The organism is Pseudocitrobacter corydidari (assembly GCF_021172065.1).
Lineage (GTDB): Bacteria > Pseudomonadota > Gammaproteobacteria > Enterobacterales > Enterobacteriaceae > Pseudocitrobacter > Pseudocitrobacter corydidari.
In genome coordinates this window covers 3,564,231-3,581,287 of sequence record NZ_CP087880.1, presented here as the reverse complement: position 1 = coordinate 3,581,287, position 17,057 = coordinate 3,564,231, and the positions used below count along the sequence as shown (strand labels likewise).

Below are 17,057 nucleotides of genomic sequence, written 5' to 3'. Positions count from 1 at the left end.
GTCAGCCCCCGGCTATAACCTGAAAAAGCAGGATCCGATCGCCGTCCTGCACAATGTGATGTTCCCAACGCTCGCGCGGAAGGATTTGCTGATTGAGCGCCAGCGCGACGCCCGGCTTTAACTGTTCCAGTTGGGTGAGCAGGGCGCTGACGGAGAGCCCGTCCGCACACTGCATCGATTCGTCATTAAACTGAATCTGCATGACGGCCTCCACAAACCGGGCAGCCCGCCGCGCGATGCAGCGCCAGGTTTCGCCACTGGTGGGTGCGTGCGTCAAACAGACGCAAGGTATTGCTGGTGGGCATCCCGCTCAACAGCTTGATGGCTTCCAGCGCCTGCAATGTGCCCATGACGCCCACGACCGGGCCGACGACGCCTGCCGTGCGACAGTTGCGTTCCGGTTCGGCGTCATCGGGCCACAGGCAGCGGTAACAGCCTTGCGTCCACGGCGGCGTCAGTACCATCATCTGCCCGCCAAAGCCCACCGCGCTGGCGGTAATCAGCGGCGTTTTCAGCGCCACGCAGGCGGCGTTAATCGCCTGACGCGTCGCCATGTTATCGGTGCAATCAAGCACCAGGTCCGCGTTTTGCACCGCCTGCTTTAGCGCATCGCCCGCCAGCCGCTGGGTGATTGTTTTAAGAGTGATATCCGGGTTTAACGCCGCCAACCGCGCGCGCGTTGCCTCTGCTTTTGAGCGCGCGATGTCGGGCATGGTAAAGGCAATCTGACGATGCAGATTGCTCAGATGCACCTCGTCATCGTCGGCAAGCACCAGCGTGCCGACACCCGCACCGGCAAGATACAGCGCCGCAGGCGCGCCTAAGCCGCCGAGTCCGACGATAAGCACCCGGCTGGCGAGCAGTTTTTGCTGGCCCTCCACGGCGATATCCTCCAGTAACATCTGGCGGCTGTAGCGCATGAAATCGCGATCATTCATCGCCCACTCCCGCCAGCGCCAGCAGTTTCGCGGTGGCATCGCGCCAGTCTGCGGCTTGCGTAATCGCGCTCACGACGGCGATACTGCCGACACCGGTCGCCAGCACGGCCGGAGCGCGTTCAAGGCTAATCCCGCCAATGGCGACGGTGGGGTAATCGTCCAGGCGTTTAATATGCGCGGCGAGCTGTTCCAGCCCCTGCGGCGCGGAGGGCATCTGCTTGGTTTGCGTTGGGAACACGTGACCCAGCGCGATGTACGAAGGCTGCGCCGCCAGCGCTACGTCAATTTCCATATCATCGTGGGTTGATACGCCAAGCCGTAAGTTGGCCGCGCGAATCGCATCGAGATCGGTGGTTTCCAAATCTTCCTGCCCCAGGTGTACGCCGTAAGCCTGGTGTTTAATCGCCAGACGCCAGTAGTCGTTGATAAACAGCCGCGCGTTATAGCGGCGCCCGAGTTCAATCGCGGCCACCACATCGGCCTCTACCTCGTCGTCTTTTTTGTCCTTAATGCGTAACTGAATGGTGCGTACGCCCGCTTCCAGCAAACGCGCGATCCACTCCACGCTATCAACAACCGGGTAGAGGCCCAAACGGAAAGGAACCGGGGGGAAATGAGGCTGGTACATTATAAATTCTCCTGAGGGATATAGAGTTCGCCACCCCGGGCGCGGAACTGACCGGACATCTCGTTCATCCCGGTCTCTGCGGCCTGTTTCGCCGCGTAATCGCGCACTTCCTGGGTGATTTTCATGGAGCAGAATTTGGGCCCGCACATCGAGCAGAAATGGGCAACTTTGCCCGATTCCTGCGGCAGCGTTTCATCGTGATAGGCGCGGGCGGTGAAGGGGTCGAGCGCCAGGTTAAACTGATCTTCCCAGCGGAATTCAAAGCGCGCTTTCGACATGGCGTTATCGCGGATCTGCGCGCCGGGGTGACCTTTTGCCAGGTCTGCCGCGTGGGCGGCGATCTTGTAAGTGATAAGTCCTTGCTTCACATCGTCTTTATTCGGTAAGCCGAGGTGCTCTTTTGGCGTGACGTAGCAGAGCATCGCGCAGCCGAACCAGCCAATCATCGCCGCGCCAATCCCGGAGGTGAAATGGTCGTAGCCTGGGGCAATATCGGTAGTGAGCGGCCCCAGTGTGTAAAACGGCGCTTCGTGGCAGTGCTCCAGCTCTTCAGTCATATTGCGGCGGATCATCTGCATCGGCACATGGCCGGGCCCTTCAATCATCACCTGCACGTCATATTCCCAGGCGATTTTGGTCAGCTCGCCCAACGTGTGAAGCTCGGCGAACTGGGCTTCATCGTTGGCGTCCTGAATCGAGCCAGGACGCAGGCCGTCGCCCAGCGACAGCGACACATCATAGGCGGCGCAGATTTCACAAATTTCGCGGAAGTGCTGATAAAGAAAGTTTTCCTGATGATGCGAGAGGCACCATTTCGCCATGATTGAGCCGCCGCGTGACACAATACCGGTCAGGCGTTTAGCGGTCATTGGCACGTAACGCAGCAGCACGCCCGCGTGGATGGTGAAGTAGTCTACGCCCTGTTCAGCCTGTTCCAGCAACGTGTCGCGGAACGCTTCCCAGCTCAGATCCTCGGCGATCCCGTTAACCTTCTCCAGCGCCTGGTAGATCGGCACGGTGCCGATCGGTACCGGGCTGTTACGCAGGATCCACTCGCGGGTTTCGTGGATGTAACGCCCGGTGGAGAGGTCCATCACCGTGTCGGCGCCCCAGCGCGTCGCCCACACCAGTTTTTCCACCTCTTCTTCAATCGAGGAGCTCACTGCGGAGTTACCAATATTGGCGTTCACCTTCACCAGGAAGTTACGCCCGATGATCATCGGTTCCGATTCCGGATGATTTATATTGGCCGGGATAATCGCCCGGCCTGCCGCCACTTCGGCACGGACAAACTCAGGCGTGATGTTTTGCGGTAGCAGTGTGTCGAAGCTTTGCCCCGGATGCTGCTGGCGCAATACTTCGCTGCGAATACGCTCGCGCCCCATGTTTTCGCGCAGGGCGATAAATTCCATTTCCGGGGTGATGGTTCCCTGTCGCGCATAGTGCAGCTGGGTGACGCGTTTGCCGGGTAATGCGCGTTTTGGCGTCAGCAGGCTGTTGAAGCGCAGTTCGTCGAGGAAGTCGTCCGCAAGGCGGGCCTGAGTATAGGCGGAGCTGCGGGCCGTTAAGGTTTCGCTATCGGCGCGCGCGTCAATCCACGGCTGGCGCAGTTTGGCCAGGCCCTGGCGGATATCGATTTTTTCGGCTGGATCGCCATAGGGGCCAGAGGTGTCATACACTGGAATTGCTTCGTTCTCTTCGTACTGCGGATTATCCTCGCTGCCGCCAGTGAACGTGGGGCTAAGCTGAATTTCGCGCATGGGCACGCGTACGCCAGGCTGTGTACCGGCGAGATAAATACGGCGCGAGTTAGGGAAAGCGGTGCCTTCCAGAGTATGAATAAAGCGTTGAGCCTGTTCGCGTTGTTCGCGGCGAGTCAGTTTTGTTGTAGACATAGCGCATACCAAATAAAAAAGGATATGGCTTGTCAGACGACGGATGGAGTAATGGATGCACAGCGCCCGTGAGGGCAGAGGCATAAAGCTGAATTACTCTTGTTCCCTTCGCAGGTATTAGCCTGATCAGGTTCCGCGGATCCCGAATTAACGGTCTCAGCCTGTGTTTTCACACGTGGCACTCCGACAAGATGTAGCCCCATAAATGGGACGATGAATGTAAACTACGCGTTAATGCGTAAAATCTCAAGCGGGACGTTTGATCCCGGCATTCTCATGCATTGCATCCAGCACGAGCATAATAAGCTTATCTTCGAGCACGAAACGTGCCTCCAGCGCTTCGCCAATATCCGACAATGCTTGTTGAAATTCAAAGCAATTATCGTGATCGATGGCCGTCTCCAAGCTGGAATCGTAGGCGTCCATGATCAACTGGGTGTTGGCTTCCAGCTTGGGCCAAATTTTGGTGGCGGTTAAAAGCGCGGCGTCACCTTCCAATTTATGGAGAATGCGTTCATAAATACTGAAGTGGCAGGAGGAGAGGTAGTCCACCAGTCGCTGACAAAAATCATCCAGTGCTTTTTCATTCAGCCGTATAAACGATTCTTTGCCAGGCTTAATCCCAATCAGGTTGGAATATGCGATAAGCAATTGCTTGCGAATGTTGAGCCATCGGTCGACCAGTTTGTTACTGCCTCCAACATGCTCCGTCAGGCTTTCGAGCTGGTTTAACATGTGATTGACTCCGCACAAGTGGATTTAAAGACTGCGCACTAAGATGTAACGACAATGTAAACAACATGCCAGTGAAGCAAAGGTAGTGCAATAGATATGGATCGTATAATTGAAAAATTAGACATCGGCTGGTGGGTTGTCAGCCATGAACAAAAATTATGGCTGCCGGGCGGAGAATTACCCTGGGGCGAAGCGGGAAATTTCGATCTTGCGGGGCAACGCGCGCTGCTGATTGGTGAATGGCAGGGCTCGCCGGTGTGGCTGATTCAGCAACAGCGTCGTCATGATATGGGCTCGCTGCGGCAAATTCTCGACCAGGATGTGGGGCTTTTTCAACTTGCCGGGCGCGGCGTGCAGCTGGCCGAGTTTTATCGTTCGCATAAATTCTGCGGTTACTGCGGGCATACCATGCATCCCAGTAAAACCGAATGGGCGATGCTGTGCGACCACTGCCGCCAACGCTACTATCCGCAGATCGCGCCCTGTATCATCGTTGCCATTCGTCGCGATGACACCATTCTGCTGGCACAGCATACGCGTCATCGCAACGGCGTTCACACCGTGCTGGCCGGGTTCGTTGAAGTGGGCGAAACGCTGGAGCAGGCCGTTGCGCGCGAAGTGATGGAAGAGAGCAGTATCAAAATCAAAAATCTGCGTTATGTCACCTCTCAACCATGGCCGTTCCCGCAATCGTTGATGACCGCGTTTATGGCCGAGTATGACAGCGGCGATATCGTGATCGACCCCAAAGAGCTGCTGGAAGCCAACTGGTATCGCTATGACGATTTACCGTTACTGCCGCCGCCGGGAACCGTCGCCCGTCGACTGATTGAAGATACTGTCGCACTCTGCCGGGCAGAGTATGAGTGACACTCATGTTACACTGGCGTGAAAGAGCTCAAGGAATGGAAAAATGACCGAACTGAAAAACGATCGTTACCTGCGTGCGCTGCTGCGTCAGCCTGTAGATGTCACCCCTGTCTGGATGATGCGCCAGGCGGGCCGCTATTTACCGGAATATAAAGCGACCCGTGCCCAGGCCGGGGATTTTATGTCCCTGTGCAAAAACGCCGAGCTGGCTTGCGAAGTCACCCTTCAGCCGCTGCGCCGTTACCCGCTGGATGCGGCCATTCTGTTCTCCGATATTCTGACCATCCCGGATGCAATGGGCCTCGGGCTCTATTTTGAAGCGGGCGAAGGCCCACGCTTTACCTCGCCGATCGCCAGCAAAGCAGATGTTGATAAGCTGCCGATTCCGGACCCGGAAGGCGAACTGGGTTATGTGATGAACGCGGTGCGTACAATCCGCCGCGAACTGAAAGGCGAAGTGCCGCTGATTGGTTTCTCCGGCAGCCCGTGGACGCTGGCGACCTACATGGTCGAAGGCGGTAGCAGCAAAGCGTTTACCGTTATTAAAAAGATGATGTATGCCGAGCCACAAACGCTTCATCTGTTGCTCGATAAACTGGCGAAAAGCGTCACGCTCTATCTGAATGCGCAGATTAAAGCCGGCGCGCAGTCGGTGATGATTTTCGACACCTGGGGCGGTGTGCTCACCGGTCGTGATTATCAGCAGTTCTCTCTGTATTACATGCACAAAATTGTCGATGGCCTGCTGCGTGAAAACGACGGTCGCCGCGTGCCGGTGACGCTGTTCACCAAAGGCGGCGGGCAGTGGCTGGAAGCGATGGCGGAAACCGGCTGTGATGCGTTGGGTCTCGACTGGACCACCGATATCGCCGATGCGCGTCGCCGCGTGGGCGACAAAGTGGCGCTGCAGGGCAATATGGACCCATCTATGCTTTACGCACAGCCTGCGCGCATCGAGGAAGAAGTGGCGTCTATTCTGGCGGGCTTTGGCAAGGGTGAAGGCCATGTCTTCAACCTCGGTCACGGCATCCATCAGGATGTACCGCCGGAACATGCCGGGGCGTTTGTCGAGGCGGTACATCGCCTCTCTGCGCCTTATCATCAGTAAGGAGTGATTATGGATCTCGCGTCGCTACGCGCTCAACAAATCGAACTCGCTGCTTCGGTGATCCGTGAGGATCGCCTGGATAAGGATCCGCCGGAGCTGATCGCCGGGGCTGACGTGGGTTTTGAGCAGGGCGGTGAAGTGACGCGCGCGGCGATGGTGCTGTTGAAGTATCCATCGCTTGAGCTGGTGGAGTATCAGGTGGCGCGCATTGCGACCACCATGCCCTACATTCCCGGCTTCCTGTCATTTCGTGAATACCCGGCGCTGCTGGCGGTGTGGGAAAAGCTGTCGCAAAAACCGGATCTCGTGTTTGTCGACGGCCACGGTATCTCGCATCCACGCCGTCTTGGCGTTGCCAGCCATTTTGGCTTGCTGGTGGACGTCCCGACGATCGGCGTGGCGAAAAAGCGCCTCTGCGGCACGTTTGAGCCGCTCGATAGCGAACCCGGCGCGTTATCACCGCTGATGGATAAAGGCGAACAGCTGGCGTGGGTTTGGCGCAGTAAAGCGCGCTGTAATCCGTTGTTTATCGCGACGGGGCACCGCGTGAGCACTGACAGTGCGCTTTCATGGGTGCAACACTGTATGAAAGGCTACCGTCTGCCGGAGCCAACACGCTGGGCGGATGCCGTCGCTTCTGAACGCGCCGCCTTTATGCGCCTTACAGCAAAATAACCACAATTCAGGTAAACTGCGGCTAATTTCCGCATTTGAGAACTCATCATGTTACAAAACCCGATTCACCTGCGTCTGGAGAAGCTGGAAAGCTGGCAGCACGTCACCTTTATGGCCTGCCTGTGCGAGCGTATGTATCCGAACTACGCCATGTTCTGCAAAGAGTCAGAGTTTGGCGACCCGCACGTTTATCGTCGTATTCTGGATCTCATCTGGGAAACGCTGACGGTAAAAGATGCCAAAGTGAATTTCGACAGCCAGCTCGAAAAGCTGGAAGAAGCGATCCCGGCGGCGGACGATTTCGACATGTACGGCGTTTATCCGGCGATCGATGCCTGCGTCGCATTGAGCGAACTGGTGCATTCTCGTTTGAGCGGTGAAACCCTGGAACACGCCATCGAAGTGAGTAAGAGTTCTATTACCACCGTCGCGATGCTGGAGATGACTCAGGCTGGTCGCGAAATGACCGATGAAGAGCTTAAAGAGAACCCGGCAGTGGAACAGGAATGGGACATTCAGTGGGAAATTTTCCGAGTTTTAGCCGATAGCGAAGAACGGGATGTTGAACTGATAAAAGGCCTGCGCGCAGACCTCAAAGAGGCTGGCGAGAGCAATATTGGTATAAATTTTAAGCAATGAGACAACAAAACGTGATTTACCGCCTGAATTGTCGTGCCTGAAGGCTTCCCTTCCGCCCCCCGTCTGGTCTACATTTGGGGGGCGAAAAAAAGTGGCTATCGGTGCGTGTATGCAGGAGAGTGCTTTTCTGGCATTTTCGTCGCACTCGATGCTTAGCAAGCGATAAACACATTGTAAGGATAACTTATGAACAAGACTCAACTGATTGATGTAATTGCAGACAAAGCAGAACTGTCCAAAACCCAGGCTAAAGCTGCTCTGGAATCCACTCTGGCTGCTATTACTGAGTCTCTGAAAGAAGGCGATGCTGTACAACTGGTTGGTTTCGGTACCTTCAAAGTGAACCACCGCGCTGAGCGTACTGGCCGCAACCCGCAGACCGGTAAAGAAATCAAAATCGCCGCAGCTAACGTGCCGGCATTTGTTTCTGGCAAAGCACTGAAAGACGCAGTTAAGTAAGACCGCGTGGCAGTGAACAGTTTTAGCGAAGGGGTGGTCTCACCCCTTTTGTCTATCTGGTGCTCCGTGGCGGCGTTGGGTGGCGTACTGTTGCTGTCTGCCTGTAGCCATAACAGCGCGTTGCCGCCATTTACCGCCAGCGGCTATGCCGACGACCAGGGGGCTGTACGCATCTGGCGCAAAGACTCCGGCGGAGAAACCCATCTTCTGGCTGTTTCCAGCCCGTGGCACAATGGGGCCACTACAACCAGCGAATATCGCTGGCAGGGCGATCAGCTGTCGCTGATTGAACTGAATATCTACAGCAAACCTTCCGAACACATTCGTGCCCGTTTTGACAGCCGCGGTGAACTGAGCTTCATGCAGCGGGAAGTCGACGGACAGAAACAGCAGCTCTCCAGCGACCAGGTGGCCCTTTATCGCTACCGTGCTGAGCAAATCCACCAGACCAGCGACGCGTTGCGTCAGGGGCGCGTGGTGCTGCGTCAGGGGCGTTGGCATGCGGATCATAGCGTAACGACCTGCGAAGGCGAGGTGGTGAAGCCTGACCTCGATAGCCGCGCGCTGGCGCATGTTGAGAATCGCCAGCGTTGTTCATCGGTAGAGGTGAGCATTGCCTGGCTGGAGTCGTCTGAAGGGACACAACTGCTGCTGGTGGCTAACCAGGACTACTGTACCTGGCAGCCAGTGGAAAAGAGCTTCTAGCGAACCTGAAGAGGTTCCTCTCCCTTGCGGGAGAGGGTGTGGGTAATTACTCGCCTTGCTCGCGCGCAATTGCTCGGTAACCGATATCCGAGCGGCTGAAACTGCCATCCCAGTGAATATCGCTCATCAGCGCGTAGGCACGTTTCTGCGCTTCTGCCACGGTGTGACCCAATGCGGTCACGCACAGTACGCGCCCGCCGTTGGTCAGTACCTGCTCATCCGCAGAAAGCGTAGTACCCGCCTGGAACACTTTCCCGCCTTCGACTTCTTCCAGTGGTAGGCCATGAATAACATCACCCTTGCGGTAATCCCCCGGATATCCACCCGCAGCCATCACCACGCCGAGAGAAGCGCGTTCATCCCACTCTGACGTTTTCTCGTCCAGTTTGCCTTCACAGGCCGCCAGGCAGAGCTCAACCAGATCGGACTTCATACGCAGCATGATTGGCTGGGTTTCCGGATCGCCAAAGCGGCAGTTAAATTCAATAACCTTCGGATTGCCCTGTTTGTCGATCATCAGGCCCGCATAGAGAAAACCGGTGTAGGTGTTGCCTTCCGCCGCCATGCCTTTCACGGTTGGCCAGATGATACGTTCCATGGTGCGCTGATGAACTTCATCGGTTACTACCGGCGCGGGGGAGTAAGCGCCCATCCCGCCGGTGTTTGGTCCGGTATCTTTATCGCCTACGCGTTTGTGATCCTGGCTGGTAGCCATCGGCAGCACATGCTCGCCGTCCACCATCACGATAAAGCTCGCTTCTTCGCCATCGAGGAACTCTTCGATAACGATGCGATGACCCGCGTCGCCGAAAGCGTTGCCCGCCAGCATATCGTGAACAGCCGCTTCGGCTTCTTCCAGCGTCATCGCCACGATAACGCCTTTCCCGGCTGCCAGACCGTCAGCTTTAATGACGATTGGCGCGCCTTTCTCACGTAGATACGCCAGCGCAGGTTCTACCTCGGTGAAGTTCTGGTATTCCGCCGTAGGGATCTTATGGCGGGCCAGGAAATCTTTGGTAAACGCTTTTGAGCCTTCCAGTTGGGCCGCACCTGCGGTTGGGCCGAAGATTTTCAGCCCGGCGGCGCGGAAGGTATCGACCACGCCTTTCACCAGCGGCGCTTCCGGGCCGACGATGGTCAGATCAATCTTTTCGTTTTGTGCGAAATCCAACAGCGCCGGGATATCGGTCACGCCGATAGCGACGTTTTGCAGTGCAGGCTCCAGCGCAGTGCCTGCATTACCCGGAGCAACAAAAACAGTCTCAACCAGCGGCGACTGGGCCGCTTTCCAGGCCAGCGCGTGCTCGCGCCCGCCGTTACCAATCACTAATACTTTCATCTATCGCTCCATTAATGGCGGAAGTGGCGCATGTCGGTGAAGAGCATCGCAATACCGTGCTCGTCGGCAGCGGCAATCACTTCGTCATCACGGATAGAACCGCCAGGCTGGATTACACAGGTCACGCCCGCAGCGGCAGCGGCATCAATACCGTCGCGGAACGGGAAGAACGCGTCAGAAGCCATCGAGGAACCTTTCACTTCCAGACCTTCATCGGCGGCTTTAATACCGGCGATTTTCGCGGAGTACACGCGGCTCATCTGGCCCGCGCCAATCCCAATGGTCATATTGTTTTTGGCATAGACGATAGCGTTGGATTTCACGAACTTCGCCACTTTCCAGCAGAACAGCGCATCACGCAGTTCCTGTTCGCTCGGCTGACGTTGGGTGACAACGCGCAGTTCTTCTGCACCGACCATCCCCAGATCGCGATCCTGAACCAGCAGACCGCCGTTAACGCGTTTGAAATCAAGACCCGGAACGCGCTCGCCCCACTGACCGCAGGTCAGAACGCGAACGTTCTGCTTAGCGGCGGTGATTTTCAGGGCTTCTTCGCTGGCGGACGGCGCAATGATTACTTCAACAAACTGACGAGAAATGATGGCCTGCGCGGTTTCCGCATCCAGCTCGCGGTTAAAGGCAATAATGCCGCCGAATGCGGAGGTTGGGTCGGTTTTGTACGCGCGATCGTAAGCATCAAGAATGGAATTGCCGATAGCCACGCCGCAAGGGTTGGCGTGCTTCACAATCACACATGCCGGCTCGGCGAACTCTTTCACGCACTCCAGCGCCGCATCGGTATCGGCGATGTTGTTATAAGAGAGGGCCTTACCCTGAACCTGGGTTGCGGTGGCAACGGACGCTTCTTTCACATTCTCTTCTATATAGAAGGCAGCCTGCTGGTGGCTGTTCTCGCCGTAGCGCATATCCTGCTTCTTAATGAAGTTCAGGTTCAGCGTACGCGGGAAGCGACCGGCGGCTTCTTTGCTTTCACCGTGGTAAGCCGGAACCATGGTGCCGAAGTAGTTGGCAATCATGCTGTCGTAGGCGGCGGTGTGTTCGAAGGCTTTGATGGCGAGGTCGAAACGGGTTGCAAGCGTCAGCGATCCTTCGTTGGCATCCATCTCTTTAATAATGGCGTCGTAGTCGCTGCTCTTCACCACGATTGCGACATCTTTATGGTTCTTGGCGGCGGAGCGCACCATGGTTGGGCCGCCGATATCGATGTTTTCAACCGCATCTTCCAGCGAGCAGCCTTCACGGGCCACGGTCTGGGCGAACGGATACAGGTTAACAACCACCATATCGATAGGCTGGATGTGGTGCTGCTCCATAATGGCATCGTCCTGGCCGCGACGGCCCAGAATGCCACCATGTACTTTCGGATGCAGGGTCTTCACGCGTCCATCCATCATCTCCGGGAAACCGGTGTAATCGGAAACTTCGGTTACCGGCAGACCTTTTTCTGCTAACAGACGGGCAGTGCCCCCTGTAGACAGCAGCTCCACACCGCGTGCGGAAAGTGCCTGGGCGAATTCGACGATACCGGCTTTGTCAGAAACACTGAGCAGAGCGCGGCGGACTGGACGACGTTGTTGCATGGTAAATCCCCTGGATTTGACTATTACAGAGAGCGTTAGCTGAATTTTTCGCGAAAAACTCAGCTAACGCCCCTTACGGGGCATCCTTGTTTTGCGGTGGCATTGTAACGAAAACGTTTGCGCAACGCTCGCGAATTTTTCTTTTTCATTCGAGCTATCCGGATTATTCGCTCACGATACCCTTTATAGAGAGAAAAGATCTGCCAGGTTGTGGATAACTCTGTGGTTAAGTTGGTATAAAATGGGGTTTTGCTGTGGATTTCAGCAGTCGGTAAAATTACCGCATATTTAGGGTTGCAGCCTCACGAGAACTCCCTATAATGCGCTCCCACTGACACGGCAACAGCCGCTTCGGTTGAAGAGAAAAATCCTGAAAATCAGGGTTGACTCTGAAAGAGGAAAGCGTAATATACGCCACCTCGCGACAGTTCGCTAAAGCGCGTCGCAACTGCTCTTTAACAATTTATCAGACAATCTGTGTGGGCACTCAATGATACGGATTCTTAACGTCGCAAGACGATAAATGAATACCAAGTCTCTGAGTGAACACGTAATTCATTACGAAGTTTAATTCACGAGCATCAAACTTAAATTGAAGAGTTTGATCATGGCTCAGATTGAACGCTGGCGGCAGGCCTAACACATGCAAGTCGAACGGTAACAGGAAGCAGCTTGCTGCTTTGCTGACGAGTGGCGGACGGGTGAGTAATGTCTGGGAAACTGCCTGATGGAGGGGGATAACTACTGGAAACGGTAGCTAATACCGCATAACGTCGCAAGACCAAAGAGGGGGACCTTCGGGCCTCTTGCCATCGGATGTGCCCAGATGGGATTAGCTAGTAGGTGGGGTAACGGCTCACCTAGGCGACGATCCCTAGCTGGTCTGAGAGGATGACCAGCCACACTGGAACTGAGACACGGTCCAGACTCCTACGGGAGGCAGCAGTGGGGAATATTGCACAATGGGCGCAAGCCTGATGCAGCCATGCCGCGTGTATGAAGAAGGCCTTCGGGTTGTAAAGTACTTTCAGCGAGGAGGAAGGTGTTGTGGTTAATAACCACAGCAATTGACGTTACTCGCAGAAGAAGCACCGGCTAACTCCGTGCCAGCAGCCGCGGTAATACGGAGGGTGCAAGCGTTAATCGGAATTACTGGGCGTAAAGCGCACGCAGGCGGTTTGTTAAGTCAGATGTGAAATCCCCGGGCTCAACCTGGGAACTGCATTTGAAACTGGCAAGCTTGAGTCTCGTAGAGGGGGGTAGAATTCCAGGTGTAGCGGTGAAATGCGTAGAGATCTGGAGGAATACCGGTGGCGAAGGCGGCCCCCTGGACGAAGACTGACGCTCAGGTGCGAAAGCGTGGGGAGCAAACAGGATTAGATACCCTGGTAGTCCACGCTGTAAACGATGTCGACTTGGAGGTTGTGCCCTTGAGGCGTGGCTTCCGGAGCTAACGCGTTAAGTCGACCGCCTGGGGAGTACGGCCGCAAGGTTAAAACTCAAATGAATTGACGGGGGCCCGCACAAGCGGTGGAGCATGTGGTTTAATTCGATGCAACGCGAAGAACCTTACCTACTCTTGACATCCACGGAACTTAGCAGAGATGCTTTGGTGCCTTCGGGAACCGTGAGACAGGTGCTGCATGGCTGTCGTCAGCTCGTGTTGTGAAATGTTGGGTTAAGTCCCGCAACGAGCGCAACCCTTATCCTTTGTTGCCAGCGGTTAGGCCGGGAACTCAAAGGAGACTGCCAGTGATAAACTGGAGGAAGGTGGGGATGACGTCAAGTCATCATGGCCCTTACGAGTAGGGCTACACACGTGCTACAATGGCATATACAAAGAGAAGCGACCTCGCGAGAGCAAGCGGACCTCATAAAGTATGTCGTAGTCCGGATTGGAGTCTGCAACTCGACTCCATGAAGTCGGAATCGCTAGTAATCGTAGATCAGAATGCTACGGTGAATACGTTCCCGGGCCTTGTACACACCGCCCGTCACACCATGGGAGTGGGTTGCAAAAGAAGTAGGTAGCTTAACCTTCGGGAGGGCGCTTACCACTTTGTGATTCATGACTGGGGTGAAGTCGTAACAAGGTAACCGTAGGGGAACCTGCGGTTGGATCACCTCCTTACCTTAAAGAACCGTTCCTTGAAGTGTCCACACAGATTGTCTGATGAAAAGTAAATAGCAAGGCGTCTTGCGATTGAGACTTCAGTGTCCCCTTCGTCTAGAGGCCCAGGACACCGCCCTTTCACGGCGGTAACAGGGGTTCGAATCCCCTAGGGGACGCCACTTGCTGGTATGTGTGAGTGAAAGTCGCCGACCGTCATATCTCAAAACTCATCTTCGGGTGACGTTTGAGATATTTGCTCTTTAAAAATCTGGATCAAGCTGAAAATTGAAACGACACACTATTTAAGTGTGTTCGAGTCTCTCAAATTTTCGCAACACGATGGTGTTTTACGAAACATCTTCGGGTTGTGAGGTTAAGCGACTAAGCGTACACGGTGGATGCCCTGGCAGTCAGAGGCGATGAAGGACGTGCTAATCTGCGATAAGCGTCGGTAAGGTGATATGAACCGTTATAACCGGCGATTTCCGAATGGGGAAACCCAGTGTGATTCGTCACACTATCATTACGTGAATACATAGCGTAATGAAGCGAACCGGGGGAACTGAAACATCTAAGTACCCCGAGGAAAAGAAATCAACCGAGATTCCCCCAGTAGCGGCGAGCGAACGGGGAGCAGCCCAGAGTCTGAATCAGCATGTGTGTTAGTGGAAGCGTCTGGAAAGTCGCACGATACAGGGTGAAAGTCCCGTACACCAAAATGCACATGTTGTGAACTCGAAGAGTAGGGCGGGACACGTGGTATCCTGTCTGAATATGGGGGGACCATCCTCCAAGGCTAAATACTCCTGACTGACCGATAGTGAACCAGTACCGTGAGGGAAAGGCGAAAAGAACCCCGGCGAGGGGAGTGAAAAAGAACCTGAAACCGTGTACGTACAAGCAGTGGGAGCCTACTTGTTAGGTGACTGCGTACCTTTTGTATAATGGGTCAGCGACTTATATTCTGTAGCAAGGTTAACCGAATAGGGGAGCCGAAGGGAAACCGAGTCTTAACTGGGCGTTAAGTTGCAGGGTATAGACCCGAAACCCGGTGATCTAGCCATGGGCAGGTTGAAGGTTGGGTAACACTAACTGGAGGACCGAACCGACTAATGTTGAAAAATTAGCGGATGACTTGTGGCTGGGGGTGAAAGGCCAATCAAACCGGGAGATAGCTGGTTCTCCCCGAAAGCTATTTAGGTAGCGCCTCGTGAATTCATCTTCGGGGGTAGAGCACTGTTTCGGCTAGGGGGTCATCCCGACTTACCAACCCGATGCAAACTACGAATACCGAAGAATGTTATCACGGGAGACACACGGCGGGTGCTAACGTCCGTCGTGAAGAGGGAAACAACCCAGACCGCCAGCTAAGGTCCCAAAGTCACAGTTAAGTGGGAAACGATGTGGGAAGGCTCAGACAGCCAGGATGTTGGCTTAGAAGCAGCCATCATTTAAAGAAAGCGTAATAGCTCACTGGTCGAGTCGGCCTGCGCGGAAGATGTAACGGGGCTAAACTGTGCACCGAAGCTGCGGCAGCGACACTATGTGTTGTTGGGTAGGGGAGCGTTCTGTAAGCCGTTGAAGGTGTGTCGTGAGGCATGCTGGAGGTATCAGAAGTGCGAATGCTGACATAAGTAACGATAAAGCGGGTGAAAAGCCCGCTCGCCGGAAGACCAAGGGTTCCTGTCCAACGTTAATCGGGGCAGGGTGAGTCGACCCCTAAGGCGAGGCCGAAAGGCGTAGTCGATGGGAAACAGGTTAATATTCCTGTACTTGGTGTTACTGCGAAGGGGGGACGGAGAAGGCTATGTTGGCCGGGCGACGGTTGTCCCGGTTTAAGCGTGTAGGTGGGAAGTTTAGGTAAATCCGGACTTCTGTTAACACTGAGACGTGATGACGAGGCACTACGGTGCTGAAGTAACAAATGCCCTGCTTCCAGGAAAAGCCTCTAAGCTATAGGTAACATTGAATCGTACCCCAAACCGACACAGGTGGTCAGGTAGAGAATACCAAGGCGCTTGAGAGAACTCGGGTGAAGGAACTAGGCAAAATGGTGCCGTAACTTCGGGAGAAGGCACGCTGATATGTAGGTGAAGTGATTTACTCATGGAGCTGAAATCAGTCGAAGATACCAGCTGGCTGCAACTGTTTATTAAAAACACAGCACTGTGCAAACACGAAAGTGGACGTATACGGTGTGACGCCTGCCCGGTGCCGGAAGGTTAATTGATGGGGTTAGCGGCAACGCGAAGCTCTTGATCGAAGCCCCGGTAAACGGCGGCCGTAACTATAACGGTCCTAAGGTAGCGAAATTCCTTGTCGGGTAAGTTCCGACCTGCACGAATGGCGTAATGATGGCCAGGCTGTCTCCACCCGAGACTCAGTGAAATTGAACTCGCTGTGAAGATGCAGTGTACCCGCGGCAAGACGGAAAGACCCCGTGAACCTTTACTATAGCTTGACACTGAACATTGAGCCTTGATGTGTAGGATAGGTGGGAGGCTTTGAAGTGTGGACGCCAGTCTGCATGGAGCCAACCTTGAAATACCACCCTTTAATGTTTGATGTTCTAACGTAGACCCGTGATCCGGGTTGCGGACAGTGTCTGGTGGGTAGTTTGACTGGGGCGGTCTCCTCCCAAAGAGTAACGGAGGAGCACGAAGGTTAGCTAATCCTGGTCGGACATCAGGAGGTTAGTGCAATGGCATAAGCTAGCTTGACTGCGAGCGTGACGGCGCGAGCAGGTGCGAAAGCAGGTCATAGTGATCCGGTGGTTCTGAATGGAAGGGCCATCGCTCAACGGATAAAAGGTACTCCGGGGATAACAGGCTGATACCGCCCAAGAGTTCATATCGACGGCGGTGTTTGGCACCTCGATGTCGGCTCATCACATCCTGGGGCTGAAGTAGGTCCCAAGGGTATGGCTGTTCGCCATTTAAAGTGGTACGCGAGCTGGGTTTAGAACGTCGTGAGACAGTTCGGTCCCTATCTGCCGTGGGCGCTGGAGAATTGAGGGGGGCTGCTCCTAGTACGAGAGGACCGGAGTGGACGCATCACTGGTGTTCGGGTTGTCATGCCAATGGCATTGCCCGGTAGCTACATGCGGAAGAGATAAGTGCTGAAAGCATCTAAGCACGAAACTTGCCCCGAGATGAGTTCTCCCTGACTCCCTGAGAGTCCTGAAGGAACGTTGAAGACTACGACGTTGATAGGCTGGGTGTGTAAGTGCAGCGATGCATTGAGCTAACCAGTACTAATGAACCGTGAGGCTTAACCTTACAACGCCGAAGATGTTTTGGCGAAGAGACATCGATAAGTAAGCTTGATGACAGATTAAATTAACCGGCGATAA

At 54.9% G+C, this 17,057-nt stretch carries 13 protein-coding genes, 1 tRNA gene, 2 rRNA genes and 1 riboswitch; of the genes, 9 read left to right on the top strand and 7 right to left on the bottom strand.

Annotated elements, in window-relative coordinates; genetic code table 11:
• Position 1 precedes the first annotated feature (1 nt).
• From thiS to G163CM_RS16625, 5 genes are all read right to left on the bottom strand, one after another.
• The gene (gene thiS, locus G163CM_RS16645; RefSeq protein WP_015966381.1) at positions 2 to 202 is read right to left on the bottom strand and encodes a sulfur carrier protein ThiS; all 201 of its coding nucleotides are present in this window, start codon (positions 200 to 202) and stop codon (positions 2 to 4) included.
• Positions 186 to 938, bottom strand: a complete 753-nt coding sequence (locus G163CM_RS16640; RefSeq protein WP_231825682.1) for a HesA/MoeB/ThiF family protein — start codon at positions 936 to 938, stop codon at positions 186 to 188. The genes thiS and G163CM_RS16640 overlap by 17 nt, the downstream gene beginning before the upstream one ends.
• Positions 931 to 1,566 (bottom strand): thiamine phosphate synthase, encoded by a 636-nt coding sequence (gene thiE / locus G163CM_RS16635; protein ID WP_231825681.1) that lies wholly within the window; start codon positions 1,564 to 1,566, stop codon positions 931 to 933. The genes G163CM_RS16640 and thiE overlap by 8 nt, the downstream gene beginning before the upstream one ends.
• Positions 1,566 to 3,461: a phosphomethylpyrimidine synthase ThiC gene (gene thiC, locus G163CM_RS16630; RefSeq protein WP_231825680.1), complete on the bottom strand. Its 1,896-nt coding sequence runs from the start codon at positions 3,459 to 3,461 to the stop codon at positions 1,566 to 1,568. Before thiC ends, thiE begins: the two co-directional genes overlap by 1 nt.
• Before the next feature lie 86 nt (positions 3,462 to 3,547).
• Positions 3,548 to 3,657: riboswitch (TPP riboswitch) on the bottom strand.
• Between the two features lie 50 nt (positions 3,658 to 3,707).
• Entirely contained in the window at positions 3,708 to 4,196 is a 489-nt protein-coding gene (locus G163CM_RS16625) for an Rsd/AlgQ family anti-sigma factor (RefSeq protein WP_015966377.1), read from the bottom strand.
• A gap of 96 nt (positions 4,197 to 4,292) precedes the next feature.
• On the opposite strand from G163CM_RS16625, the gene nudC reads away from it, so the two are divergent.
• The 6 genes from nudC (at position 4,293) to G163CM_RS16595 (ending at position 8,652) form a co-directional block, all read left to right on the top strand.
• Complete coding sequence (gene nudC, locus G163CM_RS16620) at positions 4,293 to 5,066, top strand: NAD(+) diphosphatase (RefSeq protein ID WP_015966376.1); 774 nt, start codon at positions 4,293 to 4,295, stop codon at positions 5,064 to 5,066.
• A gap of 43 nt (positions 5,067 to 5,109) precedes the next feature.
• Positions 5,110 to 6,174 (top strand): uroporphyrinogen decarboxylase, encoded by a 1,065-nt coding sequence (gene hemE, locus G163CM_RS16615; protein WP_231825679.1) that lies wholly within the window; start codon positions 5,110 to 5,112, stop codon positions 6,172 to 6,174.
• Between the two features lie 9 nt (positions 6,175 to 6,183).
• Entirely contained in the window at positions 6,184 to 6,849 is a 666-nt protein-coding gene (gene nfi / locus G163CM_RS16610) for a deoxyribonuclease V (RefSeq protein ID WP_231825678.1), read from the top strand.
• Positions 6,850 to 6,897: 48 nt separating this feature from the next.
• Positions 6,898 to 7,488 carry a YjaG family protein gene (locus G163CM_RS16605; RefSeq protein WP_015966373.1) on the top strand — a complete coding sequence of 197 codons (591 nt, stop codon included), beginning with the start codon at positions 6,898 to 6,900 and terminating at the stop codon, positions 7,486 to 7,488.
• Positions 7,489 to 7,674: 186 nt separating this feature from the next.
• Positions 7,675 to 7,947, top strand: coding sequence for a nucleoid-associated protein HU-alpha (gene hupA / locus G163CM_RS16600; RefSeq protein ID WP_001044509.1), 273 nt, complete (start codon positions 7,675 to 7,677; stop codon positions 7,945 to 7,947).
• A 12-nt stretch (positions 7,948 to 7,959) separates the two neighbouring features.
• A complete protein-coding gene (locus tag G163CM_RS16595; RefSeq protein WP_231828389.1) occupies positions 7,960 to 8,652 on the top strand; it encodes a DUF1481 domain-containing protein in 693 nt (230 codons plus the stop codon).
• Between the two features lie 46 nt (positions 8,653 to 8,698).
• Here the strand turns inward: G163CM_RS16595 and purD are convergent, their stop codons facing one another.
• Both purD and purH read right to left on the bottom strand, forming a co-directional pair.
• Positions 8,699 to 9,991 carry a phosphoribosylamine--glycine ligase gene (gene purD / locus G163CM_RS16590; protein ID WP_231825677.1) on the bottom strand — a complete coding sequence of 431 codons (1,293 nt, stop codon included), beginning with the start codon at positions 9,989 to 9,991 and terminating at the stop codon, positions 8,699 to 8,701.
• Between the two features lie 11 nt (positions 9,992 to 10,002).
• On the bottom strand, positions 10,003 to 11,592 hold the full coding sequence (purH, locus tag G163CM_RS16585) for a bifunctional phosphoribosylaminoimidazolecarboxamide formyltransferase/IMP cyclohydrolase (protein WP_231825676.1): 1,590 nt from the start codon (positions 11,590 to 11,592) through the stop codon (positions 10,003 to 10,005).
• A gap of 589 nt (positions 11,593 to 12,181) precedes the next feature.
• On the opposite strand from purH, the gene G163CM_RS16580 reads away from it, so the two are divergent.
• The 3 genes from G163CM_RS16580 (at position 12,182) to G163CM_RS16570 (ending at position 16,983) form a co-directional block, all read left to right on the top strand.
• A 16S ribosomal RNA gene (locus tag G163CM_RS16580) occupies positions 12,182 to 13,723 on the top strand.
• Between the two features lie 85 nt (positions 13,724 to 13,808).
• A tRNA-Glu gene (locus tag G163CM_RS16575) sits at positions 13,809 to 13,884 on the top strand.
• A gap of 192 nt (positions 13,885 to 14,076) precedes the next feature.
• Positions 14,077 to 16,983 (top strand): 23S ribosomal RNA (locus tag G163CM_RS16570).
• The 16S and 23S rRNA genes sit together here with 1 tRNA gene alongside, the layout of an rRNA operon.
• Positions 16,984 to 17,057: the final 74 nt, after the last annotated feature.

What these genes read in the sequence shown, in the direction of transcription:
- hupA (WP_001044509.1), top strand. Translation starts at nt 7,675, where the DNA reads ATGAACAAGACTCAACTGATTGATGTAATTGCAGACAAAGCAGAACTG.
- thiE (WP_231825681.1), bottom strand. Translation starts at nt 1,566, where the DNA reads ATGTACCAGCCTCATTTCCCCCCGGTTCCTTTCCGTTTGGGCCTCTAC.
- G163CM_RS16605 (WP_015966373.1), top strand. Translation starts at nt 6,898, where the DNA reads ATGTTACAAAACCCGATTCACCTGCGTCTGGAGAAGCTGGAAAGCTGG.
- thiC (WP_231825680.1), bottom strand. Translation starts at nt 3,461, where the DNA reads ATGTCTACAACAAAACTGACTCGCCGCGAACAACGCGAACAGGCTCAA.
- purD (WP_231825677.1), bottom strand. Translation starts at nt 9,991, where the DNA reads ATGAAAGTATTAGTGATTGGTAACGGCGGGCGCGAGCACGCGCTGGCC.
- G163CM_RS16640 (WP_231825682.1), bottom strand. Translation starts at nt 938, where the DNA reads ATGAATGATCGCGATTTCATGCGCTACAGCCGCCAGATGTTACTGGAG.
- hemE (WP_231825679.1), top strand. Translation starts at nt 5,110, where the DNA reads ATGACCGAACTGAAAAACGATCGTTACCTGCGTGCGCTGCTGCGTCAG.
- nfi (WP_231825678.1), top strand. Translation starts at nt 6,184, where the DNA reads ATGGATCTCGCGTCGCTACGCGCTCAACAAATCGAACTCGCTGCTTCG.
- thiS (WP_015966381.1), bottom strand. Translation starts at nt 202, where the DNA reads ATGCAGATTCAGTTTAATGACGAATCGATGCAGTGTGCGGACGGGCTC.
- nudC (WP_015966376.1), top strand. Translation starts at nt 4,293, where the DNA reads ATGGATCGTATAATTGAAAAATTAGACATCGGCTGGTGGGTTGTCAGC.
- purH (WP_231825676.1), bottom strand. Translation starts at nt 11,592, where the DNA reads ATGCAACAACGTCGTCCAGTCCGCCGCGCTCTGCTCAGTGTTTCTGAC.
- G163CM_RS16625 (WP_015966377.1), bottom strand. Translation starts at nt 4,196, where the DNA reads ATGTTAAACCAGCTCGAAAGCCTGACGGAGCATGTTGGAGGCAGTAAC.